Raw genomic sequence first — 25,469 nt, forward strand, 5'->3', positions numbered from 1 at the left:
GCGGCCCGCCGGAACCTCCGGCGGGCCGCTAGGCTGAATGGCTCCGAAGGAGGGACAGTGTCGCTCGGTTCCAACAGGTTGTCGGCTGAACTCGTCGTCCGTGCGAAGTCGGACGACCACCATGCCGGCCTGGCGTCGGACTGGCTGTCGGGCGCGCTGGCGGATTTCGCCCCGGACCTGGCGTCGCTGCTGGCCCGCAGCCCCCGGATGAACCCCGCCGCCCTCGACGACGAGACGGGCCGCACGCCCTCCGGAGAGCCGGGCGGGTTGTGGGCGCAGTTCCGCGTCAAACCCGCGCTCTCACGCCCGTTCTCCAAGACCATGCCGTACTCCGAGCAGAGCCTGCGCGCGGTCGCCCGTGCGCTTCAACGACGCCCCCACATGGTCGAGTACATCCTCACCCCACTCGACGAGCGAGGGTTCCCCGGCAACGGCACTGTTTGGATCAACGTGTCCGCTCCTGCCGGGGAGGCCGAGCCGTGGCTCAAACTCAGGGTGGAGCAGGTGCCGCGTTCCGGTGACCGGCATCCGCCTGACGTCCAGCGGCGCTGGGCGGAGGCGCTGAAGCGGCGGGCCGCCGTCACCGGCGCCTGCTACGGCCATGTCACTGACGACTGCCTCACCGACGAGACGCCCTTGGAGACCGCGCTCGGCGCCCTGGACTCCGTCACCGTCCCCCGCTGCGAACTCGAACTGCGCGGCTATTCCTGGGTCACGGTGTGCGCGGGCGCGCCGGCAGCGCGGCTGGGCGGACCGACGGCTCTGGCAGCGACGGGCGCCTTCGACGAGGTCGACGAGTTGCCTGGCGGCGCACTGTTCCTGCGGGCCACCCCGACACTGGACGACTATGACGAGGCTGCGATCGAGCGGGTGTTCCACGTGCTCCGGCCCGTCCTCATCAAGGGGAAGATACGGCGCGTGTTCGGGATGGACCATCTCAGGCTGCACTTTCCCGCCGGCCAGGAGTGAGCTCATCAGGAGCACAAGTCGAGCGGACAAGACATACCCCTCCGACGCCAACCGCCTTTACCTGCGCCGCCGCACGACCCGCCGCGCCATCCCCGAACCCGCGCGACCAGCGTGCCGACCGCCGCCGGCGCGGCTCTGCCGGGCGCCGATGTCGCCGGGTCGTGAGGGTCACGCGTTCCGTGACCTTGGCTCAGGGCTTCGCCACGTCCGCCACTCGGCAGTGATGTCCGCGTGGCGATCAAACTCGCTCTGGCGGAAGCATGAGGTATTGATCGACTTCAACGCCGGCCCGCGCCGCCGCCAGCCAGCGGATGAGGTCCGCGTCCATCGAGATGCCCTTCTCCCGGGGCTCCTCAGCGTCGCGGAACTCCTGCACCACGATCAACGTCGTCTCCCAGCCCTGGCCGCGGGCAAGGTCGCGCAACGTGTGCGCGCCTCGGTCGCCCAAAGCCGTCAGCCTGCCGAACACCTCGGGCAACCGGTCCGCCCCCACCTGCCGGCCGAGTGCGAGGGTCCATGAACTGAACCCGTACGGCGTGCCCGTTCTCGGGGACGGGCGGCCGTGCCGGGTGGACTCGTCGGGTGCGATACCGAGCGCCCGGGTCACCGATTCGGGGTCACCGTCATCGGCGACAAGGCGCAGGTACACGTTGAACATGCGCTACTTCCACTTGCACGTCGACTTGAATCGCGATCGTACCGCTCTCGCAACTCCTGATCGACGGGTGCACTCCGGCAACCGAGTGAGCGCACCACGCCATTCTGTTCATTAGCGGAAATGTAGGTAGCGCTGGTGCGGAAATCTTCTCTCGTAAACTGAGCCACTCATCAAGGACGCCAAATGGCCGATACACCGGACTACGCGCAGGTTCAACCCAACCGTCGTTCCAAGCGTTCCCGCCGCACCGCGCTTACCGCAGCGGTCGCGAGCGGAGTAGCCGTCGCGGCAATAGTCACCGTCACAACCTCTGTTCTGTCCACGCCGGAAACCTCCCCAGCCGGCAGCGGAACCGCCTCCGTCAGCTCAGCACGAGCCTCGGCACCCGAGCCCATCGAGAAACTGTGGCCCGCAGCAGTGCACGAAGTGCCGGCCAAATTACCCGACGGCAGAAAGGTCCGGCCGCGACTGATGGTGGACACCACCAAAGTTCTCCTGACCGCCGAAGCCGGCTTCGAGAAGGCGAACGGCCTCTACACCTACGACGTGAACAGCGGCGAGGTGGCCGAACTCGCCGACATCACCCTCCCCGCCGGCACCACCCTCTTCCCCGACGGCTTCACCGCAGGCCAAGGCCGGGTCGCCTGGTGGACCGCCCGCGGCGCCGCCGACAAGCGAACCGCCGACATCTGGACCGTCCCGACGACCGGCGGCAGACCGCAGCTCGTCACCTCCGCTCCCCTGCCGCCCGCCTCATCGGCCGGCTTCGTCACCGGGATCGCCATCACCCCTGACCGCCTCGCCTGGTCAGCCGGGAACGAGGGCGTCTTCACCGTCGACGTCAACGGCGGGCAACCGCAGCGCGTAGACGGCACGCAGGGACAGCACATCCTGAACTGGCCCTGGGTCGGATCACCGGGGACGTTCGGCGGCAACGAATCCCCCTTCCAGTCCGTCATGAACATCGAGACCGGCGAGAAGCGCGCCCGGACCGCCTTGCAGCCAGGCAGCCCTGTGGCCTGCGGCATCACCCTCTGCGTCACACACCCCGGCCGATCCGCGGCGGCGCAGGTCCAGGACCGTGACGGGCGAGCACGGCACGACATGGACGTGACGGGAGTCGCGCCACAGCCTCTCCAGCAGGACCGGTTCCTGTCCGCCCAGCTGCCCGACCGTGCGATCGTCCACGACGTGCGGTCAGGCGTGTCCGCCGAGATCCGCGGCCTCGACACCCGGACCCGCTACCGCGCCCCGGCCGGCAGCAACATCGCCCTCTTCACCCGCGGCGACAAGTTCGTGGTCGTCGACCTCACTGCCATTCACTGACCACTTTTCCGCTGCTGGTGGCCTGCGCCCCTTCAAGGGACACTCTCCGACCGCCGTGCTGAGATTCCGCTCGGCGCGTGCAGCCGATTCGCTGCAGTGAGAAGCCTCGTGTGATGCGAGGGCGTCCGGCAGCCCGCTACCGGCCAACGACAGCCGCTGATCACACTGAATACACGCGTCTCCCCGCCTTTGCGGTAGAGCGGCCCCTGTCGTGCGATCAACCGGAGGCGCACAACCTGTTGAACTCCGCGACGTCCGTATTGATATCCGCGATCACCTGGTTGGGGTCGCCGCCGGTCATGCCCGTCAGGCGGAAGCTCAGTTCCTGGAACTCCGCCGCCAGCCGCCTGATCTTCGCCCCCACCGCGCCCTGCGCGTTGAGGGCTGCGCCCATCAAGTCGCTGTACGTCTGCTGAGCCGCGGCCGCCTGGCCGCTTGGGCTGGTTCCGGCATCCCTGCGGTAGGCGGTCAGGGCCGCCGCCGTCTCGTCGCAGCCGACAGCCCGGACCTTCAGCGGCGCTGGAGGGGAATCCTGGACGGCTTGCGTGTGACTCGGTGTTTGGGACGTGCTGGACTCAGGTGATGAGTCCACCGGCGATGGTGAGTGCGGGGTGACGACCTGACCCGGTGGGGATGAAGTCGGGGACGGACTGGAATCCACTGTGCCGGACGGGGTCTTGGGCGGCATCAGGTAGGCGACGAGCGCGACCACGGCTGCGATCGAACCCGCCAGAGCGCTCACCGCCGTCCAGTTCAGGCGCGAGCCTGCTCCCCCGCCGCCCGCCCCCGCTGATCCGCCTCCGGTCATGTTCTGATGGTGGCCGAGCCGCCGCACTCGGTCCAGGACGACTCCCGCAGATGTTCTTGATCTGCAGACAGCACCGGCACCGGCTGCGCTCGTGCCGCGGACCATCCCGACCGGACGGCCACTAACCGCCACTCCTTCCCTGTTGGAGGGCCGGGCTCAGCCGACCGGGGTGATGCCGTCAACAGGGCCGGCTCGTACACCACTCCCGCGGACGCAACCGTCGATGTGGTCCTGTCCGGCTTCGTCCAGGCCAGGCTGGGGACGTCGAGCGGGCCGGCGATCGTGAGTGGTGAAGCTGCTCGGCGAATTGCTGCCCAGCTGACCTGCGCGCACTGAACGACGGGCTTCCCTGGATGCGGCTGTTGCCTCGCTCGCGCGTCGTTGACATTCGCCGCATAGGCGACAGAATACACATATGAACAGTTCTTCAGCTGAGAATGTGTTGATGGTGGACGGCTGTGCCGTCAAGGTGGTGGATGCCGACCGGGTGTCCGCGGTGTGCGAGCGCATGCCCGCCGCCGAGGACCTCACCGACACGGCGGACATCTTCGGCCTGCTGTCCGACCCCAACCGGCTGAAGCTGCTGGTCGCGCTGCTGGACGGCGAGCTGTGCGTGTGCGACCTGGCGGCGGTGACCGGGCAGAGCGAGTCGGCGGTCTCCCACGCGCTGCGCCTGCTGCGTGCCCATCGCATCGTGGCCGCCCGTCGCTCGGGCCGGATGGCGTACTACCGGCTGGAGGATCCGCACGTACGGATGCTGCTGGACCTGGCGCTGGCCCATACCGAGCACACCGAGGCCATCCACCCGGAGCGGGAGGGCGAGGGCTGATGGGCGTGGGTCACGGGCACGGGCACGCCGGGGCCCGGCACCGCTGGCGGCTGGCGGTCTCGTTCGTCCTGATCGGCGCGTTCTTCCTGGTCGAGCTGGGCTACGGCCTCTTCTCGGGGTCGCTGGCCCTGATGTCGGACGCCGGGCACATGGCCGCCGACGTCGTCACGCTCGGCGCGGCGCTGGTCGCCACCAGGATCGCCGCTCGCCCCGACACCACCGGCCGGCGCAGCTACGGCTCCTACCGGGCCGAGGTGTTCGCGTCGCTGCTGGCCGTGGTCCTCATGCTGGGCGTCGCCGTCTATGTGGTCGCCGAGGCGATCGGCAGGATCGGCGCCCCGGCCGAGGTGTCCTCAGGGCCGATGCTCGTGGTGGGCGCGCTCGGGCTGGTGGTCAACCTGATCGCGCTGTTCCTGCTGCGGTCCGGCGCCAGTGAGAGCCTCAACGTCAAGGGCGCGTACCTGGAGGTGGTGGCCGACACGGCGGGCTCGGTCGGCGTCATCGCGGCGGGGTGGCTGATCACGGCGACCGGTCAGGTGTTCTGGGACACGGTCATCGCGCTGGCCATCGGCGTGTTCGTCGCCGTGCGTGCGATCTCGCTCGGCCGGCAGGTGTTCGCGGTGCTCGGCCAGCACGTGCCCGAGGGCATGGACGCCTCCGTCGTGGCGGCCGACCTGGCGGCCATCGAGGGCGTGCGCGACGTGCACGACCTGCACCTGTGGACGCTGACCTCCGGAATGAACGTCGCCACCGCCCACCTCGTCACGGGCGACCAGAGCGACAATCACTCCGTCCTCGATCAGGCCCGTGACCTGTTGCGCACCCGTCATGGCGTCGCGCACGCGACCCTGCAGGTGGAGCCGGACGGCCACACCGGCTGCGACGAGGTCGGCTGGTAGCCGGCGGCCTGAGGCGGCGTTCCGGTCGTGCCGCGGGCGGCGAGCATGCCGCGCATCAGCTCGATCTCCGCCTTCTGGGCGGCGAGTATCGACCTCGCCATGCGCCTCACCTGCGGCTGGCCGCTCCCCTGCGCCGCCTGAGCCATCTGCACGCCGCCCTGGTGATGCGGGATCATCAGGCGCAGGAAGAGGGTCTCCGCCTCCTTGCCGCTCGCCTGTTCCAGCTGCTTGAGCTGGTCGCGGGTGGCCATGCCGGGCATCTGGGCGGACTGCGGTCCCATGCCGGGCATGTTCTGGTGGCCCTGACGCATCCAGGCCATGCGGGGTTCCAGCGACGCCTGGGGCAGGCCCCACAGGTCCAGCCAGGCGTACATCTGCCCGATCTGCTGCTGCTGGGTGGTCGCGATGTCGTAGGCGAGCGTCCTGACCTCGCGGTCGGCGGTGCGGTCGCGGACGATCAGTGCCATCTGTACGGCCTGCGCGTGGTGGGCCTGCATGTCACGGGCGAAGCCGGCCTCCAGCGACGCGTCCCCGGGCGGGCCCGCGTACCAGAGGCGGAGGCCGAGGGCGGACAGCGCGAGCGTCAGCACGGCGGTCACCGCCACCAGGACCCCGCGCCGCCGCGGGAACGCCGGGAGCCTCATGCCGACGGCTCCCCGATCCCGCCGCTGCAGGACGCGCCCGGCTCGGGCGTCCCGGGGCCGTTGATGTTGGCGCGCAGGAACGCCGTCAGCCGCGGGTCGTCGGCGCTGTCCAGCTTGAGCTGCTTGCCCCAGGCGCTGAGCACGACCGGCGCGGACAACCCCGTGTACGGCGACAGGACGACGAAGTCGCGTCCCTGGGCCTGCTGGTAGAGGATGTCCAGTTGGTCCTTCGGCAGCCCCGGCTGGAAGGCGATCCAGACGGCTCCGTGCTCCTGGCTGTGGACGACGTTCTCGTTGCGCAGGGGCTTGCTGTAGATGCCGCAGTTCTGCCACTCCGGCGCGTGGTCGCCGCCGACCGGCGGGGCCTGCGGGTAGCTGACGACCTTGTCGGTGTGGTTGCGGCTGCTCACGTTGATCGTCTGGACCGCGTCCAGCGACCGTCCTGCCCGGTCGTCCAGGACGAACGCCGTGGCCGCCGCGGCCATCCCGGCGGCCGTGATCACCGTGGCGCTGATCATGACGACCCGTCGCCGGCGCTCCGCGCGCCGCTGCTCGGCCTGCAGCGCGGAGAGCCGCTCCTTCAGCGTGCCCTCTGCGTTCTTGCCCATCCGCCACCTCCGAACCCACAAGCTTCTGCAATTCGTAGAACTTCTACAGCACGTAGAATATGGATGCCGTAAGCGGATTCCGTCTCACTCATCCGAGGGGGCGCGCGTAGAGGGAGAAGGACTTGTCCCCTACGGGCCCTTGGGTCAGGCCCATGCACAGCAGCGGCCCGGTGTCGGACGACGCGAGAACGGCGAGTCCTTCGGGTTCGCGGGGGACGAGGTTCCTGGCCGTGCGGTCCAGGATCTGCTGCTCCACCTTTCCGCTGGGCAGGTGGATGCGGTAGAGGCGGATGTTCCCCGGCGAGGAGACGGGGTTGGCTGGGCCGTAAGCGCTGCCGAGCAGTTGGTAGGCATGGTCGGCGTGCAGCGCCATGCCCTGGAACGGCAGCCCGAGGGCGGCGCCGGGCTGCGGCAGGTCGGCGAGCGGGCGTAGGCCGCCGGGGGCCGTACAACGCAGGTCCACGAGCCGGAGGCGCGGCTCGCCGGCCACCTTGTAGCGCAGCAGCAACAGGCCGGAGTCGGGGTCGAGGGCCGGGGCGTTGCTCGTCGAGCCGGGCAGCGGCCGCCAGGTGGTCAGGCACCGGCTGCCCGAGGTCAGGACGGCGCCGTCGATGAAGGGGAAACGGCAGATGCCGCGGCCGTAGCCGGAGGCCGGGCTGGCGTCCCACTCGGTCCACAGCACGGGGTCGCGGCCCGCGGGCCGCTGCACGCCCAGGGCGCCGCCGTGTCCGAAACCCAGCAGGTACATCGCTCCGGTGAGGGTGCCGTCCAGGGACAGGCGGTTGAGGCACAGATCGCCGCGCCGGGCGCGTTCGGCCTGGGTGCGAGCGTGGCGTTCTCCGTCCAGGCGGACGCCGCCTTGCATGAGCTGGAGGGCGTACAGGTGCCTGTCGCGTTCGTCGAAGGCGAAGGACTGCAGCACGGTGCCGTGCAGCAGGCGTCCGCCGCGCAGCAGGATCCGGCCGGTCGAGGCGAGGCTTCGCGAGTCGGCCGTCGAGGGGGACGCCAGGGCGGCAGGCGGTCCGGCGAGTGCGAGATCCATCGCGGCGGCCAGCGCGACGATCGCGCCCGTACGCAGCGCCTCGCGACGGGTCGGCGGGGGCGGCCGAGGAGTCATCGGGTCATCCCGGGGCGGAGGTGGCGGGCGGGACGGCCGCGACGAGGGCCACGGCCGTGTCGTCGATCATGTGACGTGGTCGCCGTCGTGGCAGGTGACGGCCCAGTTCGCGGCCGTGTGGTCGGCAGCGGCGGAGGCGGTTGCCGCGACTGCGGCGCCGTCGGGCCGTGGTGAGTGATGGGTGGGGCCGTGCGGGTCGGGGCAGTGCGGTGTCAGGCGTCGCGGGGCGCCGTTCTCGTCGAAGGCGTGGCCGCCGTCCGTGACGTGGTCGACCTGCAGCGTGGTGTGCCCGATGTCGTGGCGTTCGCGCAGCAGCCGTTCGACGGCCAGGCGGGCGGCGTGGCAGTCTGCGCCCGGAACGACCAGCACGTGCGCCGACAGCGCGGGATAGCCGGAGGTGACCTCCCAGATGTGCAGGTCATGCACCTCGACCACGGTGTCGATCGCGGCGATCTGGCGGCCCACCTCGGCCGGGTCCAGCCGGGCGGGAGCGGCCTCCATGAACACCCGTCCGGCGTCGCGGACCAGACCCCAGCCGGCCTTCAGCATCAGGGCGGCGACCACGAGGGCGGCGATGGCGTCGGCGCGGTTCCAGCCGGTCAGCCAGACGACCAGGCCGGCGATGGTGGTGCCGATGAAGGCGTACAGGTCGTTGAGTATGTGCTGGAAGGCGCCCTCGACGTTGAGGCTCGAACGGTTGGCCTTCGACAGCAGCCAGGCGGCGGCCACGTTCACGACGATGCCGGCCAGCCCGGTCGCCACCACGTACAGGCCCTCGACCGCGGGCGGCTCGACCAGGCGGCGCACGCCCTCGAAGGTGAAGTACGCCGCGAGCAGCAGCAGGGTGATGCCGTTGACCTGGGCGGAGATGATCTCGGCGCGCTTGAGGCCATAGGTGAAGCCGCCGCGCGGCGGCCGGGCCGCGATCCGCATCGCGACCAGCGCCAGCACGATCGCCATGGCGTCGGTGAGCATGTGCCCGGCGTCGGAGATCAAGGCCAGCGAACCCGCGATCACGCCGATCACCACCTCGACGACCATGAAGCCGGCGATCAGCGCGAGCGCGCCGCGCAGGTGACGCCGGTCGGCGTCCGCGCTCACCCCGTGTCCGTGTCCGTGTCCATGACCGTGTCCGCGGGGGCCGTCGTCGTGACGGTGGTCGTGACCCTGCTGCTCAGACATGCCTGGGGCTCCTCGGAGGGTGGGCGACGTGGGCGACGGCCAGATGCAGCGGGGGCTCGCAGTCCGCAACATCTGACTGGATGTTCATATGTACAGATGCTGGACGCTGTAGCCCCAGAGGTCAAGGACCTTGGCGGAGATCGAGGCTTTACTCATGAACATCTGATCAGATGTTTAAACTTTCGGTAATGCGTCAACTACACAACGTAGAAGTTCGCCGGTCAGGACTCCCAGGACCTGGTCGCGCTCTACAGGTTCCCCTGCACCGGTGCAGCCACACGCACCCACCGAGTGAAAGGAACACCGATGACCGACCCCCACGACCACCCCACGGCTCCCTGCCTCCCCGGCACTGAGCACGACTGCGCCGACGATCACACCGCGACGACCGTGCAGGACCAGGGCTGCGACGCCGGTCACTGCCACGACGACCACGGCACGACCGCGTCCTAGCCGCCCCGGCGGCCCGCCCCTCGGCGGTCGGGCCGTCACCTCGCCCGCGCGGCCGATCCCGCTCCGGCTCGCCCATGGAGCGACGCCGGAGCGCCCCGCGCCCGCCGAGTCACGACATCGAGACGACGGTGAAAGGCTGGACCAGTTCCTCATGCACGCCGAGCACGAAGACCACGACCATGACCACGACCGCGGCCTCCACCTCCCCCACAGCCACGCCGCCCTCGACGGCGCCACCACACCGCCGCTCCAGGCGGGGACGCCCGGCCGGCTCGCCCTGCTGACCGCCTCCGCGGTGCACCATCAGGTCTTCACGGTCGTCCGCCTGCGCTCCGGCTACGACCTGGCCGAGGTGGACGCCTTCCTCTCTCAGGTGGAGACCACGCTCAGCCTGCTCTGGCAGGACAACACCCAGCTTCGCGAACGCCTCGGCGCCGCCCCTCCCGTGAGCATGCCCACCGACGCCGGCGTGCTCGCGGCGGCACACCGCAGCGCCCAGGAAGCCCTTGAGTCCGCCCAGCAGGAAGCCCACCAGATCCTCGCCGACGCCCGTACCGACGCTGAACGACTGCGGCGCGAGGCCGCGTCGGCCGCCGACGCGCTGACCCGGGCCGCCCACCAGGCCCTTGACGAACAGCTCGACCGGCTCGAACGCGCCATCACCGACCAGGGCCGGAACCTGCAGCACAACCTGCACACCCAACTCGGCCACCTGCGCGCCGCCCTGGCCGACCTGGACGCCCACGGCCCCACGCCCGCCCACGGCGCCCATGACGCGGCCTCGCAGCGGCCGATCACCGTACATTCGCCCCCCTTCACCCGCGACCCGGCCGCCGGTCACTGACGGACGGTCCGGCTCGTCGGCTCGTGCCGTCCGTCGTCGCGGTGTCCCGACGCGACGACCGCCCACCAACCCCGCACCCTCGCCGGAAAGGCCGTGTCATGCTCGTGCCGCTCGGGGGATCGACGCCGCCATCAGTGCCCCTGCACACCCTGTCCGCCCTGAACGTGGAAGCCTCCGCCCCCGACACTGCCCTGCCCGCCTGGACGACCTGGGCCGCCGTCGTGCTGGTGGCACTGTCCACGCTGGTCGGCGCCTCCCTTGCCCGCCGCAGGAACGCCACGATCAGCGTCTGGCTGGCCGTCGCCTCGGCGCTGATGCTCATCACCGCCCTGGTCGACCTGCTGCCCGACGCCTGGCGCGAAGCCGACGCCACCGGCGTGCCGCTGTGGGTCGTGGGTGTGGCCGGCGCGTTCGGCTTCCTGGTCATCACGTTCTTCACCCGTAAGGGCTGCGGGCACAGTCACGGCGACAAGGCCGGCGGCGGGCGGCACGCGCCCGGCCTGCACCGCCGGGTCCAGCAGGCGGTCAGCGCCGCCGTCTACGGCGGTGTGGGCACCGCGGCCGCCCTGTCGCTGCACCGCATGATCGAGGGGGCGACCCTGGCCCTGGCCGCGTCCGCCGTCGTGGTGGCCGCCCTGGTGATCCACTCGGCCAGCGAAGGGCTGGCCCTGACCGCCATGCTCGACCTGGCGCGCAGACCGGCCGCCCCCTGGCTCACCCTGTCCTGTCTGGCTCCCGCGGCCGGCGTCGTCCTGGCGACGGTGGCGCCGCTGCCCGCCCAGAGCGTGCCGGTGCTGCTCGGCATGGTGACCGGCGTACTGCTGCGTACCGGTCTCATCGGACTCACCATCGCCCGCGACAGCCGCCGCCTGACCCGCCGCCACCTCGTCCTGGCCGCCACCGCCGTGGCCGCCATCGGCGGCCTGCTGGTCACCACCCAGACCCTGCTCGCCGACGGTCCGCCGGCATCCTCCGCACCGGTCGCCGCCGCCCGTGGCCTCGCCACCGCGCCGAACCCTCGAACGGCCGAAGCCGCACCGCTCCGCGATCCGTTGCCTCGGCAGATGTCCGAGGCCCAGCTACGCGCCGCCGTCACCGCCAGGCGGCTCACCCTCGAACAACTCCTGGCGCGCAGGGACGCCACCACCATCACCGCCGACGCCACCGCCCTCCTGCGCGCCCTGCCCGAGCACACCCCCGACCAGATCACGCAGACCCTGCGCCAGGCCAAGATCGATCCCGGCACCAGTGTCGGTGACCTCACCCTGCTGCAGCGCCACCTCCTGCTCACCTCACTCAGCGACGCGCTCCCCACCCCGCGCCCCTGAGACGACGCCTCGGCTCACCGGTCCGGCCGGTCAGGTTCGACAACATGTAGAAAGCAATATCGGCGACTCACCCCCGTCCCGACCTGGATCGATAAGGCCGTCATGAGGAGCGGGCCCGGTTCCGGGATCAAGGGCTTAGCCGGGTCTTACGCCGGAGTTGGCACCGTGAGGCAGCAGAACTTGAGGGAGATGACAGATGAACGCGCACGAGCCTCACGAGCAGGACCCTGGAGCGCAGGGAAACGGCGGGTGGAGCCAGTTCGGCACCACGCCACCGACCGCCGGAGGCTTCCCCCGCCGTGACCCGATCGTCACGGAGCAGCCGCCGCCCCTGCCTCCGCCGGCACCTACCTTGAAGGCCCGTTTCACCGCCGGCCAGAAGGCGGTGGCCGGGCTCGCGCTGGCAGCGATGGCGATCGTCGGCGGGGTGGTCGGCGCCGTCGCGGTGAACTCCTTCCGGCCCGCGCCCGTCGCCACCACCAGCCACGCGCCCAGTCCCGTCCTCAAGCCGGCCTCCGGGTCGCTCACCGTGGCGGACGTCGCGGCCAAGGTTCAGCCGACCGTCGTGATGATCCAGGGGCAGAGCGGCGAGGGCTCGGGCGTCGTGCTGTCGGCGGACGGCCTCATCCTCACCAACAACCACGTGGTCGAGGGTGCGAGCCAGGGCGGCGGGCAGATGAGCGTGAAGTTCAGCGACGGCAAGACGGCCAAGGCGAGCATCGTCGGCACCGATCCAGCCACCGACCTGGCCGTCATCAAGGCCGCGGACGTGTCCGGGCTGACCAAGGCGACGCTCGGCGACAGCGACGCACTCAAGGTCGGTGACGCCGTGCTGGCCATCGGCAGCCCCCTCGGCCTGGACGGATCCGTGACGGCGGGGATCGTCAGCGCGCTCGACCGTACCCTCACCACCGGCCCTGACCAGCGGCAGCAGCTCCCTCCCGGCTGGGGACAGGAGCAGAGCCGGCAGAGCGCCGGCACGACGATCGGCGGCGCCATCCAGACCGACGCCTCGATCAACCCGGGCAACTCCGGCGGCGCGCTCGTCAACGCCGCTGGGGAACTGGTCGGCATCAACACCGCCATCGCCTCGAACGCCGCCGGCGGCGGTGTGGGCTTCGCCATCCCGGTCAACACCGCCAAGCAGGTCTCCGACCAGCTCATCGCCACCGGCAAGGTCCGCCACGCGGTCCTCGGGGTGAGCGTCACCGACGCGACCGGCGATGTGCCCGGCGCCCTGATCAGCCAGGTCATAGCGGGAAGCCCGGCGGAGAAGGCCGGACTGAAGCAGGGCGACCTGATCACGAAGATCGGCAACACGCCGGTCGACGCGGGCGAGACCGTCGTCGGACAGGTCAGAGGCGCCAAGCCGGGCCAACAGGTCAAGATCACTTACCTGCGGGACGGCCAGGCGCACGAGGTCAACGTCACCCTCCAGGAGAAGACCTGACCCGACGTCCACGCCAGCCATTCAACGGCCACGCCCCCGGGACCCGGATTCGGATGACGGCATCCGTCGGATGACGATCGGGGGCGGACACGCCGCGCCGTCCCCAAGATCGCACCTCCGCTCGTCATTGCAACCGGCAAGTGTGGACGTCCACAGCGGCGATGAGCAGGCGCTTACGGGCTGAGTGGCGGGTGAACTCGGTCCAGGCATGGTCGTCGTCGGGCGGGCCAAGGGGGCACAGGGCCACCGCCCGACGGTGCGGCGGGCCACTCTGAGCCATGGACGGCGGGACTTCCCTTACATGTGGAGTAGGGGACCCGACTTTTGTCACGTTATGAGAGAAAAGCACGCTGCACGCGCTCAGGGCGCGGAAAGTCACGCGAATTGGTATGGGTACCGTCTCGCGACGGATGTACGCACGCGACCATGATTCGGCTCGATGGATTTCGCAGCAATCGCAAATAGGTTGGTTTCCCGAAGCGATCGGCTCAGTTCGGGTTATCGTCATCGGGGGCCTTGAAGCCGTATCGAGGGGATCCGGGATGCCTGGGCTTGATCGCGAGGCGATGCAGGCAGCAGTGGTGCGCATCCAGAAGTTGTCTGACGACCACTGGTGGACGCTGCACCCTTCTTGCACGTTGATGGATGCCCGGGCCTGGGTGGGAACAAGCGGGAGCCGCTTTCAGCAGACCTTGCTCAGTCGCCAGCGCGAGTTGCGTGCGATGTTGGCACAAGCCGTCGCGGCTGCGAACGACGAGTTGGCGAGCATGCGATGAGCTACAGCGGGGTCAAGCAACCAGAGTTCGACACTCTGGTCGCCCGCCACACCACTGCGGCGCTGCAACTGGAGGATCTGGCCGCGATGCTGCACGGCGAGCTCTCCGCGGCAGGACTGAGCACCGAGCCGGCCCTGCGCATCCGCACCATGGCGAAAGAAGTCAGTGCGGAGGTGGACGACCTGCGACGCCGTCAGCACATCGTCCAGGAGATGGAACGGATGAAGGTCGTCTACCGTGACTGCACACCGGACGGAACGATGATCGCCGTCCCTGACTCGACGGCTGCCGCGCAGGGGCTCCTGGATGGCACGTTGGCCGCGAACGCGGCGGTTGCCGCCAGTCGCCGGGGACAAGGCGGCGCTGGCCAGGCTGCAGGGATATGTCGACAGGGCGGACGATCCGGAGTTCGTCAAGGTTCTGCTCGCCAAACTGGGCGTCAAGGGCATCACTGAGCTACCGGCGGCGTTGGGACTGCAGGTGCGTGCCAACGTCGCGTCCCGACGTGATCCGCGACAGGCCAAGCAGGTCGAACAGGTGATGAAGCTACTGTCCACGGCCCTCGCCAAGGGCACCGACCCCGCCGACAAGGCGTATATGGGGCAGACGTATCTGGACCAGCTTGTGAAGGAAGGCCGTGCCGAGCACAAGGCGCTTGAGGTGACCTACGTCGGCTACCAGGCTCAAGCGCTGATCTGGAGAGCCGGCGAGGGCAAGCCACCGTTCTCGAAGCGGTTCATGGAAGTAGTGGGCCGGGACGTGGTTGTGCATCAGAAGGAGTTGTCGGATTCCCGCGGGCCGTACGCCAACAGCCTCGATCTGGCCACGGTGCTCGGCATCAGCGACTCCATGCAACCCGGCGGCCCCCGCATGGGACAGCCGGGGGAACAGATCAAGGCCAGCGTCATCGACGATCTCTCGCAGGCCGGGAAATACTCGTTGCCGGCGGCGCAGGCATTGCTTTTCCACACTCCGAAGGGCTGGACGAAGTCCATCATGGAGTATCTGCTCACCGACCGGCTCGACGGCTTCAACAACACGCGCAACCAGGCCCCGTTCGCCGGCTTGCTGCAGAAAGCGCTCAGCGGCAAGGACAAGGAGTCGCTCAAGCACGCCAACCAAGCGCTCGTCCTTCTCAGGAAGGAGCTCGACGGGGTCATCGGACGGGGCGGCGACGGCAAACTGGAGATTCTCGACCGGAAGCGACTGGACCGGCTGTCCTTTCTCAGTGGCCCGATAGGAACGGTCATGGCGGCCCATGTCGACGAGATCTTCGGAGTCTTCGACGACAAGACGTCCGAGCTCAAGGACATCGACCGGGCCGAGATGGATCGCCTGCTGCTCTTCGTCGGCCGTGACGAGGCCGCCACCAAGGCGCTTGTGGGGGCGGAGGTCGAGAGAATGTTGCTGAAGGTTCAGGAGTCCTACCGGCGGGACGGCGGGGAGAGCTTGAATGAGGTGCTGATCCCCGAGGCACGTTTCATGGGACATCTGCTCGAAACTCGGCGCCTGTCCCTCCTCTCTCAGGCCAAGAGCGATGAGCAGGCCAAAGAGGAAATGAAGAGCCTGATCAGCGGCGTGCTAGGTGAGGCGACCGGGCCGGTGGGCAAACTCGCCGCGCGATTCGGGTTCTGGGGCGACAAAGCACACGAGAAGCTCACGCCGATGGGGTTCGACAAGCTCTCGGCATTTCTGACCGACCGGCTGATGAAACAGGGCCTCTCCTCGGAGTCGGCCCTGCAGGAGGCGGGCAACGATCGCGAGATGGCCATGTGGATGGTCCACAAGATGGTTCTCGGCAGCAGCATCGCGAACGGTCAGTGGAGCCGCAGCGCGCTCGAGGACGCCAAGGGCTCTCCCTTCGCCACGAACGGCGAGCCACCCAAACTGAAACCGCTCGACGAGATCGTCGCCGACCCGGAGACCTTCGACAAGTTCATCGAGTGGGCGCGCTGGCACACCAAGGTCGAAAGCAGCACTCAGACCGTCAAAGAGGCCATGGACAACAGTGCCCTGTTCGACGTGCACAGCAATCTCGGCATCGAGCGGTATTGACATGCCCACACGCGCCACGATGGCCGCCCTCGGCACTCTGCTCGTGCTGACGCTGAACGTCGGCTGCGCCCAGCAGAACCCGTCTCCGCCGGCCAAGACTACTGCCGCACCACAGCCGGCGGGCGACTCCGGCCCTTACTGGTGCGACGTCGTCCCGCAGGAGGCCATACGGACGATCAGCGGTCTGGCCATACCGCTGGAAGAGAGCAAGGACGGCGTTCCCGCCACGCATGGCGCCTGCTCGCTGAGAAACGAGTACAACCGGTTCTCACTCAACTGGTCCATACGTGATGGAGAAGGAGCGCTTGAGCTCGCCCGTGAGAACTTCGGAAAGAAACGGCTGTCTGAACTGCCGGCAGATCTGGGAAAGGGGCTGATCGCCTTCACGGGGAACAGCCCCAGGACGAAGCCGTATGTGGCGTTCATGCTGTTCCGGTGCGGCAACGACCGGCCCTGGATGGGGATGGATGTTTCGCAGGTGGCGCAGGGCCGGGATCTGGTCAAGGACTTCACCGACCTGCTCCGGATCGCCCGCGAACGCTACGGACGGCTGCATGACTGCGTCCCGGCAGCGGCATAGCCTGCGCGGCGTACCAGTTCGGCCCCATGCCGGGCAAGGCGTGGATGTCTGCGGTGCGGGGTTCTCAGTACAGTGTCGGGGTGGTGGGTGAGCAGCTGAGTGTGCGGGTGGACAGCTGGATCTGGTCGGTACGGCTCACCAAGACCCGTTCGACCGCGGCCGACGCCTGCCGGGGCGGTCACGTCCGGGTCAACGGAGTGCGGGTCAAGCCTGCGCACGCCGTACGGGTCGGAGACGAGATCCGGCTGCGGCACGACGGGCGCGAACGCATCGTGGTGGTCTCCCGTGCCATCACCAAGCGCGTCGGCGCCGCCGTGGCCGCCGAGTGCTACGTCGACAAGAGCCCTCCGCCTCCTCCCCGCGAGGAGACCGTGACGGTGGCCGTCCGGGCTCGTGGCGCGGGGCGTCCCACCAAACGCGAACGCCGCAGCCTCGACAAGCTGCTCGCACGCCCGGTGGTGGAGGAGCGACGGGGCGGCCGGGCACGCCCGGACTGACCAAACAGATCCCGCCGCACCGGATGCACGGAGGCAACCGCGCCTGCGCGGCGTCCCGACAACGCGGCGGTGCGCTCGCGGACGCGGCGAGGTCTTCACATAGCCGCTGGACGCCGCCCCCGAGATCCGGCCGATGTCTGCAACGGCCGGCTCGTCAGGGCCGCCGGCTGGGTCGCCGGCTAGGTCGACGGACCCGAAGCCTGGCCTGAGCGACCCGTCCGCTGAGCGCCGCGGTGCCCTCGGCGCGCCGAAAATCGGTTGCCTGGGATGGCGGGGGTTCGAGAGCGTGATCCCCATGAGGCTCTGACGGAAGACACCCCGCCCTTTGTGATGCCGCGACGCCGGTTCGCGTCGTGATGCCGCCTGTCCATGCCCTTCTGCAGGGAAGAGAACGTCTTTGTCTCAGCAACAGTCTCAGCGACACCCGGCCCCGTCCGCTCCGGTCACGGGGGCCACCGTCACCGTGTTCGCCTCGCCCACCAGCTGGATCGAGTCCGACGCCGTCGCGCAGTGCCGTCAGGTGGCCGCTCTCGACGGCATGACGCACGTCGCGGCCATGCCTGACCTGCACCCCGGCAAGGGCGCGCCCATCGGGGCCGCCATGGCGTCGGCCGTCCTGTACCCGTTCCTGGTGGGCTCCGACATCGGGTGCGGCATCGCCGTGTTCCCGGTGAGGCTCAAGCGCGCCGTGCCCGAGAGGCTCGCCGCCCGCTTTCCCGACCTCGATCGTGCGCTGCATCCCGAACGTGATGCCGACGACCCCGCCTGGGCCGTCATGAAGGACGACATCCCCGCCGGTCACGTCGAGGGCCTCGGGACGGTCGGCCGCGGCAACCACTTCGTCGAGCTGGCCCGGATCGGGACCGTCTTCGAACCTGACCACGCCGCTCGGCTCGGCCTCGACGCCGGTGACCTGGTCCTCGTCGTCCACAGCGGTTCACGGGGGCTGGGCGAACGGATCCTGCGCGAGCACACCGAGGTCCACGGCGCGGGCCCCGCCCCCGATCCCGCCGCCTACCTGGCCAGGCACGACCAGGCCGTACGGTGGGGGTCGCTCAACCGGCGGCTGCTGGCCGCCCGGGTCGCGCACGCGCTGGGGTTCGAGCCTGCCGAGCCGATCCTCGACCAGTGCCACAACCTGGTCGAACTCCGCGACGGCGGCTACCTGCACCGCAAGGGAGCGGCGCCGGGCGACGGCCGCGACGTGCTCATCGCCGGCACCCGCGGCACCCCGTCCTACCTCGTGGCCGCCCACGCCGGTCCGGACGCCGGCCACTCCGTGGCGCACGGCGCGGGCCGCAAGATGTCGCGCGCGGACGCCCTGCGCCGCGGCCGGGCCAAGCACACCGTCGAAGAGCTGCGCCGCACGCCGGTGGGGTCGGTGGTGGTGTGCGGCGACCGCCAGCTTCTCTTCGAGGAGGCGCCCACGGCCTACAAGCGCATCGAGCAGGTGATCAGCGACCTCGTCGACCACGGACTGGCCACGCCCGTGGCCACCACGATCCCCCTGGTCACCTACAAGACACCCGACCTCGGACCGGACTCCCGAAAGGACCGCCGCAAGCGGGGGCGGCCGTGAACGTCGCCCGCCTGCCGCACCGGCTCGAAGGCGGCGTCCCTGTGCCGGCGGCTTTCGGTGAGCGCGTCCGGCTGCGGGAGTTCGAGTGTGGTCGGTGCGCGATCGGGAGGCGTCAGACGCTGGAAGTGCGCCCCGTGCAGCGCAGCGTGTCGCCCTTCCTCACGAACGTGGCGTCCACGGCGAAGTAGAGCTTCTTCCTGGCCGGGACCTTGAGGTCGAGGATGACGTCGTAGGAGACGTCGTAGAGTGCCTTCTTCTCGCGAAACGTCTTCCCGTAGACCTTTCCGTCCTTGCCGCGGCGTTCGACCATCAGGTTGAGGTGTGCGGTCTTCAGGCGGGTCGGCGTCTCGGAGCTCCAGCGGTAGATGATGTCGGAAACGCGGTGGTAGCCGCCGGTCGTCCGGTACTTCAGCTCGAAGTACGCCTTCTCCCCATCGCTCATCGTGCAGCTGGATTTGACGCTTTGCGCTGGAGCGGCCGCGGTGGCGTGCGCGGCGGAGGTCAGCAGGGCGAGTGCCAGGCCGGCCCCGGCGAGCGTGGCCGCGGCGTTCCCGAAGATGTGCGTCATTTGCGCGTCTCCCTTCGCATGGCTCGGATCTGTGGTCGAGGTTGACGGCGGCGGTGTTGAGGATCTGTTGAGTATCTGTTCAGGCGGGCGGGGACGAAGGGGTTGGCTCCGGTGCCGACCTGTGGAAATACGCGGCTAGCGACCGATCAGGGTCGCGCCGGGGAGTGACTGCTCGACCGCCTCCGGCGTGCCCACCACGACCGTCAGTTTTTCCTCGGTCTTCTTTGCCGCCGCGTTTCCGTAGAGCTGCACCTTTCCGAGCTTTTTTGCCTGGACGGTGACGAACATCCGGGTGGGGGTGCACCACAGGGTCACGGTGCTCTCCGAACTGGTGCCGACCATGGGTTCCTTGGGCCCGGCGAAGCCCTCTTCCGCGGTGACGACGTTGCCCTCGGACTTGGTCAGATCCTGGCTCATGTTGAAAAGCACGCTGGAGGATCCCTGGTCGGCGAGCCCGCACACGCCCTTGTTGCTGATCCAGGGGACCATGTCGTATTTGCCGACCTGGATCCGCGCCAGCACTTTGTCCGCCCCGTCCGGCATGCCCGATTTGGAGGCCGCGGCCGGCAATGACGCCAGCGGCCAGCGGCCCGGATCCTTGAGCAGCCAGTCCTTCGGCTCGTTCGTCGAACAGCCCGTCAACAATAAGACCGCAAGTATCACGATTTTTCCCCGCATAGGTCGATCATCATAAGGTCGAAGCTTCGTGCCGTACGGGCGTATGCGGTGACATTCCAGGGGCGGGTTACCGTTGGAGTAGGTGTCGAATCGGCGTTGGGGGTACGCATGAAGCGACGCTCCGCGAAGACAGCGATGGCCGCAGGGGCATTCCTGGCCGCCATCACCACCGGATCGGCCGCGACGGCCATGGCATCTTCGCCGATGCCGTCCCCGAGCCCTGAAGGAACGCAGCCCACGTGCCCCGGCATGGGGCAGATGCATGCCGTGACCAGCGAGTACGACTACCTGGCGCAGATGGTCCCGCACCACGAGGACGCCATCGCCGCGGCCCGGCAGCTGCAGCGGTCCAGCAGGCCGGAGATGCGGCGGCTCGGGCAGTCGATCGTCACGACCCAGACCGCCGAGGTCGCTCGGATGAAGGGCTGGCTGCTGCAGTGGTACCCGCAGAGCCCGGCGCCGAGCCCGAGCGGGACCACGATGCCCGACCTGTCGGGGCTCTCGGGGAATCAGCTCGACAAGGCGTTCCTGCAGCACATGATCCCGCACCACATGATGGCGATCATGATGTCGCAGCAGCTCCTCGTGCACGGTGAGGCGGTGCATCCCGAGGTCGCCGCCTTCGCCCGCAAGGTGCGCGACGACCAGCGGGCCGAGGTCGCCACGATGCGGCGGTACCTGGTCCAGTGGTTCGGGGAGCAGAGCATGCCCTGCATCCCGCAAATGCCCGGCATGCCCGACATGACGCCAGAGCCGCACATGTCCGAGATGACACCAGGGCCGCACATGTCCGGCATGACGCCCACCACCGGCACGTCCTGACGGCACCCCGACCGCTCGGCCAGCGAGGGGAAGGGACGGCGCGGGCGGCGAAGAAGGCGGGGACCGTCCCGCCGGAAGGGGCGGAGGGGGCGCGAACCGTCAGAAGGCGGGGAAGGCCCAGCCCGATGGGTGGAAGGGCGCGCGCTCCCCGCGGAAGGCGAGCGAGGCGGCGGTGACCGCGCCCGGCCGCAGTTCCTCGACCCGGCCCGCCGCCGCCAGCGACGACAGCGTGGTGCCGCCCAGGTAGGCCGCCCCCAGCTCGGCGGACGTCAGCCGCAGGTCGGCCTGGGCCCGGGTGCGTTCGCAGGTGACGGAGTCGCCGTCGGCCCGCAGGCGGTGGCGTCCGGCGTTCCAGGGGCAGACCGGGTCCTGGACCTCCAGGACCAGGTCCAGGGGGGTCGAGTAGCGGCGGGCCGCCAGCGCCCGGTCGACGTCCACCAGGCGGACCCAGAGGTTGTCGATCGTGGTGGCGCGGGCCGCGCGCGGGTCGGTCAGCAGGTGCGTCAGCGGTTCGTCGACGGCGCCGTCGTAGGTGAGGCCGGCGTGCGCGTCGAGGTCGATGAGGAAGCGCCACAGAGCGGCGTAGGACTGCCTGGTGGTGGCCGCGACCTCGATGACCTGCACCAACCCGGGCTTGGAACGGTAGAGGACGTACCCGGTGGCCTCGCCGCCCGGCTCGGTGTGCACGGCGAAGCGCAGCTCCGTCCCGCCGCCGCGGACGCGTTCGCCGTCCGCCAGGCGGGCCTGCCAGAACTTCTCCGTACGGTCCACCCAGCCGACCGCGCCGCGGCGGGCGGTGTCGTAGACCTTCTCCAGCAGCGGCCGGGCGTCCTGACGGGCGAGCAGGCGGATCGTGCCGTCGCCGAGGTCGGTGCCGGGCCGCAGGGCCATGAGTCTCTTGTCCGCCTGGATCTCGGCCACGTGGCTGGCGACGCCGTACCCGAACCGGCCGTAGATGGTGGCCTCGGCGGCGTTGAGCGCGGTGATCGGCTCGCCGCCCGACTCGTGCAGGTCGGTGAGCTGCTTGCGCATCATCGCGGTGAGGATGCCGCGACGCCGGTGCGTGGGCAGGACCGCGACGAGCGTGATGCCGGCGACAGGGACGGCCGCGCCGGGGACCGTCATGACCCGGCCGTAGATCGAGGCGCCGCCGACGATCTCCGGGCCGTCGTAGGCGGCGATCGTGCGTTCGGGCTCGATGGAGGTGGCCGCGTTGCGGAGGCCGCCCTCGTACCAGTCCTGGCCGTACGTGGTGGTGATCATGCGGGCCCAGGCGTCGAGTTCGTGGGCGTGGATGGTCCGCAGGGGGTAGGTGGTCGTCATGCTTCGAGCCTGGCCGGGTAAACATGGGCCGCACATCGGGTGATACGGGTATTTATATGCTGACGCCGTGGTGGCGGAGCGCGTGGTCAGTCCCGTGTTCGTCGGCCGGGGTGAGGAGCTGTCGGTCCTGGCCGATGCCCTCGACCGCGCTGTCGCTGAGGGGCCGGCGGTGGCGCTGGTGGCCGGGGAGGCCGGGATCGGCAAGTCGCGGCTGCTGGCGGAGTTCGCGCGGTCGCTGGGCCCTCGGGTTCGGGTGGTCGAGGGCGCCTGTGCCGAGCTGGGCAGCGACGGCCTGCCGTACGCGCCGTTCGTGACGGTGCTGCGCCGGCTGATCCGCGTCGAAGGGGTGCTGCCCGGGCCGTACCGCCAGCTGGCCCGCTGGTTCCCCGAGCTCGGCGGGACGGACGAGGCCGAAGGCGGCAGGCACCGGCTGTACGAGGAGGTCCTGACGCTGGTCGAGCGGGCGGCCGCGGACCAGCCGGTGGTCGTCGCGATCGAGGATCTGCACTGGGCCGACGCCGCCACCCGCGAGCTGCTCGGTTTCCTGGCCAGGAACCTGACCCAGCCCGGCGTGCTGCTGCTGATCACGTACCGGCCGCACCAGACCGGCGACGGGCTGCTGCTGTCCGAGCTCGCCCGCCGCCCGCGCGCCACCGCGTTGCGCCTGGACCGCCTGGATCGGCAGGACGTGGGCCGCCAGCTGACCGCGATCCTCGGCACGGAACCGGACGCGGCCGCCGTGCTGCGCGTGCACGAACGCAGCGACGGCAACCCGCTGTTCGTCGAGGCGCTCGCCCGCGCGGACGAGCGGACCCCGGACAGCCTGCGTGACCTGCTGCTGCACGGCCCGCGCTCGCTGCCCGGCCCGGCTCGTGAGCTGCTGCGCCTGGCCTCGGTGGCGGGCGGACGGGTTGCCCACCGGCTGCTGGCGAAGGTGGCCGGGCAGGACGGGGCCGCCCTGGACGCCCTCCTGCGCGAGCTAGTCGACCGCAGCCTGCTCGTCACGGCAGGGGACGGCTACGACTTCCGCCACGCGCTGATCCGGCACGCCGTCTACGAGGACCTGCTGCCCGGCGAGCGGGCCCGCCGGCACGCGCGCTACGCCGAGGCTCTGCGCGACGGCGACGCCCATGCGCAGCTGGCCGCGCACGCCTACGCCGCCGGGCAGCGCGGGCCGGCCCTGACCGCCGCCTACCTGGCCGCGGCGCAGGCCCGCCGGTCCTACGCCTACGAGGAGCAGGTCCGCCTGCTCGACCAGGTCCTCGAACTGTGGGATCCGCAGGCGCGGCTGGGGGCCGACAGGATCGACGTCCTGACCGAAGCGGCCGAGGCCGCCATGCTCAGCGGCGACTACGCCCGCGGCGTCGACCACGCCACGGCGGGGTTGGCCGAGGTGGACGAGCGGCGCGAACCCGAGCGGGCCGCCCAGCTGCTGGAGCACCGGGGCAGGCTGCGGCACCGGCTGGACGGCACGGGCGTCTCCGACTGGGAACACGCCCTCGGCCTGCTGGCCGCCGCTCCCGACAGCGTCCGGCGGGGGCGGCTGCTCGGGGTGCTGGCCATGGGCCTGCTGCCGGAGGTGGAGCGGGCCCGTGACCTGTTCGTGGAGGCGCTGGCCGTCGGCCGGCGCACCGGCGACGCCACGGTCACGATCCGCGGGCTGCTGGGCGTCGGGTCCATGACGAGCGACCTCGCGATGCTGGCCGAGGCGCGCACGCTGGCCGAGCGGCTGGACAGCCACGACCTGCTCATGACCGTCCCGATGTACGAGGCCACGCTGCAGACCAAGGCCGGCGACCAGCACCGCGCCGTGGAGGCGGCCCGCGGCGGCATCCGTCACGCCCGCCGGTACGGGCTGGGCCGCAGCCGTGGCGCCGAGCTGGCCCGCTACGCCGCGCGCGGCCTGATCCTGGCCGGGCGATGGGACGAGGCCGCCGCCCTGCTGGAGGAGAGCCTCCAGCAGGATCCGCCGCCGCTGTCGCGCCTGGCCCTGCGCGTCCTGGCCGGCTACCTGGCGCTGCTGCGCGGGGACCTGGCCGCCGCCGCCGATGCCGCCGACGCCGCGGCCGGGCATGCCGGGAGCGGCGACCTGTTCCCCCGCCACCAGTTGTTCTGCCTGCTCGCCGTCGCCCAGGGCGACCCGGAGCGGGCCGACCTGCTGCTGGAGCGGGCGCTGGCCGATCCGGCGCTCAACCGGATCTACAGCAGCGACGCCCGGCCGGTCCTGGTCGCCGGCGCCCTGGTGCAGCAGGTGCGGCTGGCCCGCGGCGCGCCCCGCGAGCGGGTCGCGGCCCGCCGGGCCGAGCTCGCCGCGGCCGATGCGATGCTCGGCGTGGACGGGCCGTTCGACCGGGCCTGGCAGGCCATGCTGCGCGCGCTGGTCGAGGACGCCGACGGGGACGCCGGCTGGGACGGCGTGGCGGCTGCCTGGCGGGATCTGGGGCAGCCGTACGAGCTGGCGCTGAGCCTGTTCCACGGCGCGCGGGCCGCGCTGACGGCGGGCGACCGGCCCGGCGGAACCGCCCGCCTCAGGGAGGCCGCGCGGCTGGCCGACGAGCTGGGCGCCGCGCCGCTCGCCAGGGAGATCGCCCTGCTCGGACGGCCCCGACCGGCGCAGGACGGGCTCACCGAGCGCGAGCGCGACGTGCTCGTCCTGATCGCCGACGGGTTGAGCAACCGGCAGATCGCCGCCCGGCTGCACATCTCGCCCAGCACGGCGGGCGTGCACGTCTCCCACATCCTGGCGAAGCTGGGCGCGGCCACCCGTACCGAGGCGGCGGCCATCGCGTTCCGCGAGGGACTGGCGGGATCCTCCACGACCCGGCCGTGACCTGGAAGCAGCCCCGGGGTCAGGTCAGGGTGTCCTCGACCTTGATCTGGCCGCCCTGGACGACCCACTTCTGGTTGGGGTGGTTCAGGCACGTCCACAACCGCACCACGGTGTTGTTGGCGCGGCTGTTGGTGGCGTCCAGGCAGACCTCCCGGCCGCTGCCGACGGTGTCCTCGACCTTGATCTGGCCGCCCTGGACGACCCACTTCTGGTTGGGATGGTTCAGGCACGTCCACAGGCGCACGTTGGTGTTGTTGGCGCGGCTGTTGGTGGCGTCCAGGCAGACCTCCCGGCCGGTGCCGACGGTGTCCTCGACCTTGATCTGGCCGCCCTGGATCACCCACTTCTGGTTGGGATGGTCGAGACACGTCCACAGGCGCACGTTGGTGTTGTCGGCGCGGCTGTTGGTGGCGTCCAGGCACGCCGGCGGGCCGGCCTGGGCGGCGTGGGCCGTCGAGGCGGGGGCGACGGCGGCGGCCACCAGGGCGACGGCGGACGCGGCCATCAGGCGGGCGACGGGGCTGGCGGGCATGGGTTACCTCCACTGATGCGGTGGGTGGGCCGGCACGGGCCTCGGACGGCGGGCGAGCCCCCACGGGCCGTGACGACCATGAGCAATGCATACAGAAAGTAATCGCACGACAGC

At 70.4% G+C, this 25,469-nt stretch carries 25 protein-coding genes; 15 read left to right on the forward strand and 10 right to left on the reverse strand.

Annotated features, from left to right (window positions below):
* Positions 1 to 57 precede the first annotated feature (57 nt).
* Positions 58 to 969: a hypothetical protein gene (locus ACIBK9_RS25650; protein WP_397161577.1), complete on the forward strand. Its 912-nt coding sequence runs from the start codon at positions 58 to 60 to the stop codon at positions 967 to 969.
* Positions 970 to 1,207: 238 nt separating this feature from the next.
* On the opposite strand, the gene ACIBK9_RS25655 is transcribed toward ACIBK9_RS25650, so the two are convergent.
* Positions 1,208 to 1,627 (reverse strand): DUF4279 domain-containing protein, encoded by a 420-nt coding sequence (locus tag ACIBK9_RS25655; RefSeq protein ID WP_397161578.1) that lies wholly within the window; start codon positions 1,625 to 1,627, stop codon positions 1,208 to 1,210.
* A gap of 183 nt (positions 1,628 to 1,810) precedes the next feature.
* Between ACIBK9_RS25655 and ACIBK9_RS25660 the strand changes: the two genes are divergently transcribed.
* Complete coding sequence (locus tag ACIBK9_RS25660) at positions 1,811 to 2,953, forward strand: hypothetical protein (protein ID WP_397161579.1); 1,143 nt, start codon at positions 1,811 to 1,813, stop codon at positions 2,951 to 2,953.
* Positions 2,954 to 3,170: 217 nt separating this feature from the next.
* Here the strand turns inward: ACIBK9_RS25660 and ACIBK9_RS25665 are convergent, their stop codons facing one another.
* The gene (locus ACIBK9_RS25665) at positions 3,171 to 3,665 is read right to left on the reverse strand and encodes a hypothetical protein (RefSeq protein WP_397161580.1); all 495 of its coding nucleotides are present in this window, start codon (positions 3,663 to 3,665) and stop codon (positions 3,171 to 3,173) included.
* A 541-nt stretch (positions 3,666 to 4,206) separates the two neighbouring features.
* Here ACIBK9_RS25665 and ACIBK9_RS25670 point away from each other — a divergent pair.
* Together ACIBK9_RS25670 and ACIBK9_RS25675 are read left to right on the forward strand one after the other, a co-directional pair.
* On the forward strand, positions 4,207 to 4,590 hold the full coding sequence (locus tag ACIBK9_RS25670) for an ArsR/SmtB family transcription factor (protein WP_387681054.1): 384 nt from the start codon (positions 4,207 to 4,209) through the stop codon (positions 4,588 to 4,590).
* Entirely contained in the window at positions 4,590 to 5,489 is a 900-nt protein-coding gene (locus ACIBK9_RS25675) for a cation diffusion facilitator family transporter (protein ID WP_397161581.1), read from the forward strand. Before ACIBK9_RS25670 ends, ACIBK9_RS25675 begins: the two co-directional genes overlap by 1 nt.
* On the opposite strand, the gene ACIBK9_RS25680 is transcribed toward ACIBK9_RS25675, so the two are convergent.
* From ACIBK9_RS25680 to ACIBK9_RS25695, 4 genes are all read right to left on the reverse strand, one after another.
* A complete protein-coding gene (locus ACIBK9_RS25680; protein ID WP_397161582.1) occupies positions 5,417 to 6,133 on the reverse strand; it encodes a DUF305 domain-containing protein in 717 nt (238 codons plus the stop codon). The two genes, ACIBK9_RS25675 and ACIBK9_RS25680, sit on opposite strands and share 73 nt — an antisense overlap.
* Entirely contained in the window at positions 6,130 to 6,741 is a 612-nt protein-coding gene (locus tag ACIBK9_RS25685) for a DUF3105 domain-containing protein (RefSeq protein ID WP_397161583.1), read from the reverse strand. The genes ACIBK9_RS25680 and ACIBK9_RS25685 overlap by 4 nt, the downstream gene beginning before the upstream one ends.
* Positions 6,742 to 6,829: 88 nt before the next feature.
* Positions 6,830 to 7,858 carry a hypothetical protein gene (locus ACIBK9_RS25690; RefSeq protein WP_397161584.1) on the reverse strand — a complete coding sequence of 343 codons (1,029 nt, stop codon included), beginning with the start codon at positions 7,856 to 7,858 and terminating at the stop codon, positions 6,830 to 6,832.
* Between the two features lie 66 nt (positions 7,859 to 7,924).
* Positions 7,925 to 9,040 carry a cation diffusion facilitator family transporter gene (locus ACIBK9_RS25695; RefSeq protein WP_397161585.1) on the reverse strand — a complete coding sequence of 372 codons (1,116 nt, stop codon included), beginning with the start codon at positions 9,038 to 9,040 and terminating at the stop codon, positions 7,925 to 7,927.
* A 306-nt stretch (positions 9,041 to 9,346) separates the two neighbouring features.
* Between ACIBK9_RS25695 and ACIBK9_RS25700 the strand changes: the two genes are divergently transcribed.
* From ACIBK9_RS25700 to ACIBK9_RS25740, 9 genes are all read left to right on the forward strand, one after another.
* A complete protein-coding gene (locus ACIBK9_RS25700) occupies positions 9,347 to 9,493 on the forward strand; it encodes a hypothetical protein (protein WP_397161586.1) in 147 nt (48 codons plus the stop codon).
* 151 nt (positions 9,494 to 9,644) lie between these two features.
* On the forward strand, positions 9,645 to 10,337 hold the full coding sequence (locus tag ACIBK9_RS25705) for a DivIVA domain-containing protein (RefSeq protein ID WP_397161587.1): 693 nt from the start codon (positions 9,645 to 9,647) through the stop codon (positions 10,335 to 10,337).
* A 134-nt stretch (positions 10,338 to 10,471) separates the two neighbouring features.
* Positions 10,472 to 11,665, forward strand: a complete 1,194-nt coding sequence (locus ACIBK9_RS25710; RefSeq protein WP_397161588.1) for a hypothetical protein — start codon at positions 10,472 to 10,474, stop codon at positions 11,663 to 11,665.
* Between the two features lie 196 nt (positions 11,666 to 11,861).
* Complete coding sequence (locus ACIBK9_RS25715) at positions 11,862 to 13,115, forward strand: S1C family serine protease (RefSeq protein ID WP_397161589.1); 1,254 nt, start codon at positions 11,862 to 11,864, stop codon at positions 13,113 to 13,115.
* Positions 13,116 to 13,525: 410 nt separating this feature from the next.
* On the forward strand, positions 13,526 to 13,891 hold the full coding sequence (locus tag ACIBK9_RS25720) for a hypothetical protein (protein WP_397161590.1): 366 nt from the start codon (positions 13,526 to 13,528) through the stop codon (positions 13,889 to 13,891).
* Between the two features lie 333 nt (positions 13,892 to 14,224).
* Positions 14,225 to 15,946 carry a hypothetical protein gene (locus ACIBK9_RS25725; RefSeq protein ID WP_397161591.1) on the forward strand — a complete coding sequence of 574 codons (1,722 nt, stop codon included), beginning with the start codon at positions 14,225 to 14,227 and terminating at the stop codon, positions 15,944 to 15,946.
* Positions 15,947 to 15,965: 19 nt separating this feature from the next.
* Positions 15,966 to 16,526 carry a hypothetical protein gene (locus ACIBK9_RS25730; protein WP_397161592.1) on the forward strand — a complete coding sequence of 187 codons (561 nt, stop codon included), beginning with the start codon at positions 15,966 to 15,968 and terminating at the stop codon, positions 16,524 to 16,526.
* An 83-nt stretch (positions 16,527 to 16,609) separates the two neighbouring features.
* Positions 16,610 to 17,023, forward strand: coding sequence for an RNA-binding S4 domain-containing protein (locus ACIBK9_RS25735; protein WP_387681069.1), 414 nt, complete (start codon positions 16,610 to 16,612; stop codon positions 17,021 to 17,023).
* Positions 17,024 to 17,420: 397 nt separating this feature from the next.
* Positions 17,421 to 18,602, forward strand: coding sequence for an RNA ligase RtcB family protein (locus ACIBK9_RS25740; protein ID WP_397161593.1), 1,182 nt, complete (start codon positions 17,421 to 17,423; stop codon positions 18,600 to 18,602).
* A gap of 112 nt (positions 18,603 to 18,714) precedes the next feature.
* On the opposite strand, the gene ACIBK9_RS25745 is transcribed toward ACIBK9_RS25740, so the two are convergent.
* The gene (locus tag ACIBK9_RS25745) at positions 18,715 to 19,170 is read right to left on the reverse strand and encodes a hypothetical protein (protein ID WP_397161594.1); all 456 of its coding nucleotides are present in this window, start codon (positions 19,168 to 19,170) and stop codon (positions 18,715 to 18,717) included.
* A gap of 135 nt (positions 19,171 to 19,305) precedes the next feature.
* Positions 19,306 to 19,848 (reverse strand): hypothetical protein, encoded by a 543-nt coding sequence (locus ACIBK9_RS25750; protein WP_397161595.1) that lies wholly within the window; start codon positions 19,846 to 19,848, stop codon positions 19,306 to 19,308.
* 249 nt (positions 19,849 to 20,097) lie between these two features.
* Here ACIBK9_RS25750 and ACIBK9_RS25755 point away from each other — a divergent pair, with 249 nt between their 5' ends.
* On the forward strand, positions 20,098 to 20,670 hold the full coding sequence (locus ACIBK9_RS25755) for a DUF305 domain-containing protein (protein WP_397161596.1): 573 nt from the start codon (positions 20,098 to 20,100) through the stop codon (positions 20,668 to 20,670).
* A 99-nt stretch (positions 20,671 to 20,769) separates the two neighbouring features.
* On the opposite strand, the gene ACIBK9_RS25760 is transcribed toward ACIBK9_RS25755, so the two are convergent.
* Positions 20,770 to 21,993, reverse strand: a complete 1,224-nt coding sequence (locus tag ACIBK9_RS25760) for a GNAT family N-acetyltransferase (RefSeq protein ID WP_397161597.1) — start codon at positions 21,991 to 21,993, stop codon at positions 20,770 to 20,772.
* A 67-nt stretch (positions 21,994 to 22,060) separates the two neighbouring features.
* Between ACIBK9_RS25760 and ACIBK9_RS25765 the strand changes: the two genes are divergently transcribed.
* On the forward strand, positions 22,061 to 24,823 hold the full coding sequence (locus tag ACIBK9_RS25765; RefSeq protein ID WP_397161598.1) for an ATP-binding protein: 2,763 nt from the start codon (positions 22,061 to 22,063) through the stop codon (positions 24,821 to 24,823).
* Positions 24,824 to 24,842: 19 nt separating this feature from the next.
* Here ACIBK9_RS25765 and ACIBK9_RS25770 read toward each other — a convergent pair whose 3' ends face one another.
* Complete coding sequence (locus ACIBK9_RS25770; RefSeq protein WP_397161599.1) at positions 24,843 to 25,355, reverse strand: RICIN domain-containing protein; 513 nt, start codon at positions 25,353 to 25,355, stop codon at positions 24,843 to 24,845.
* Positions 25,356 to 25,469: the final 114 nt, after the last annotated feature.

Source organism: Nonomuraea sp. NPDC050227 (assembly GCF_044459705.1).
Taxonomy (GTDB): Bacteria; Actinomycetota; Actinomycetes; order Streptosporangiales; family Streptosporangiaceae; genus Nonomuraea.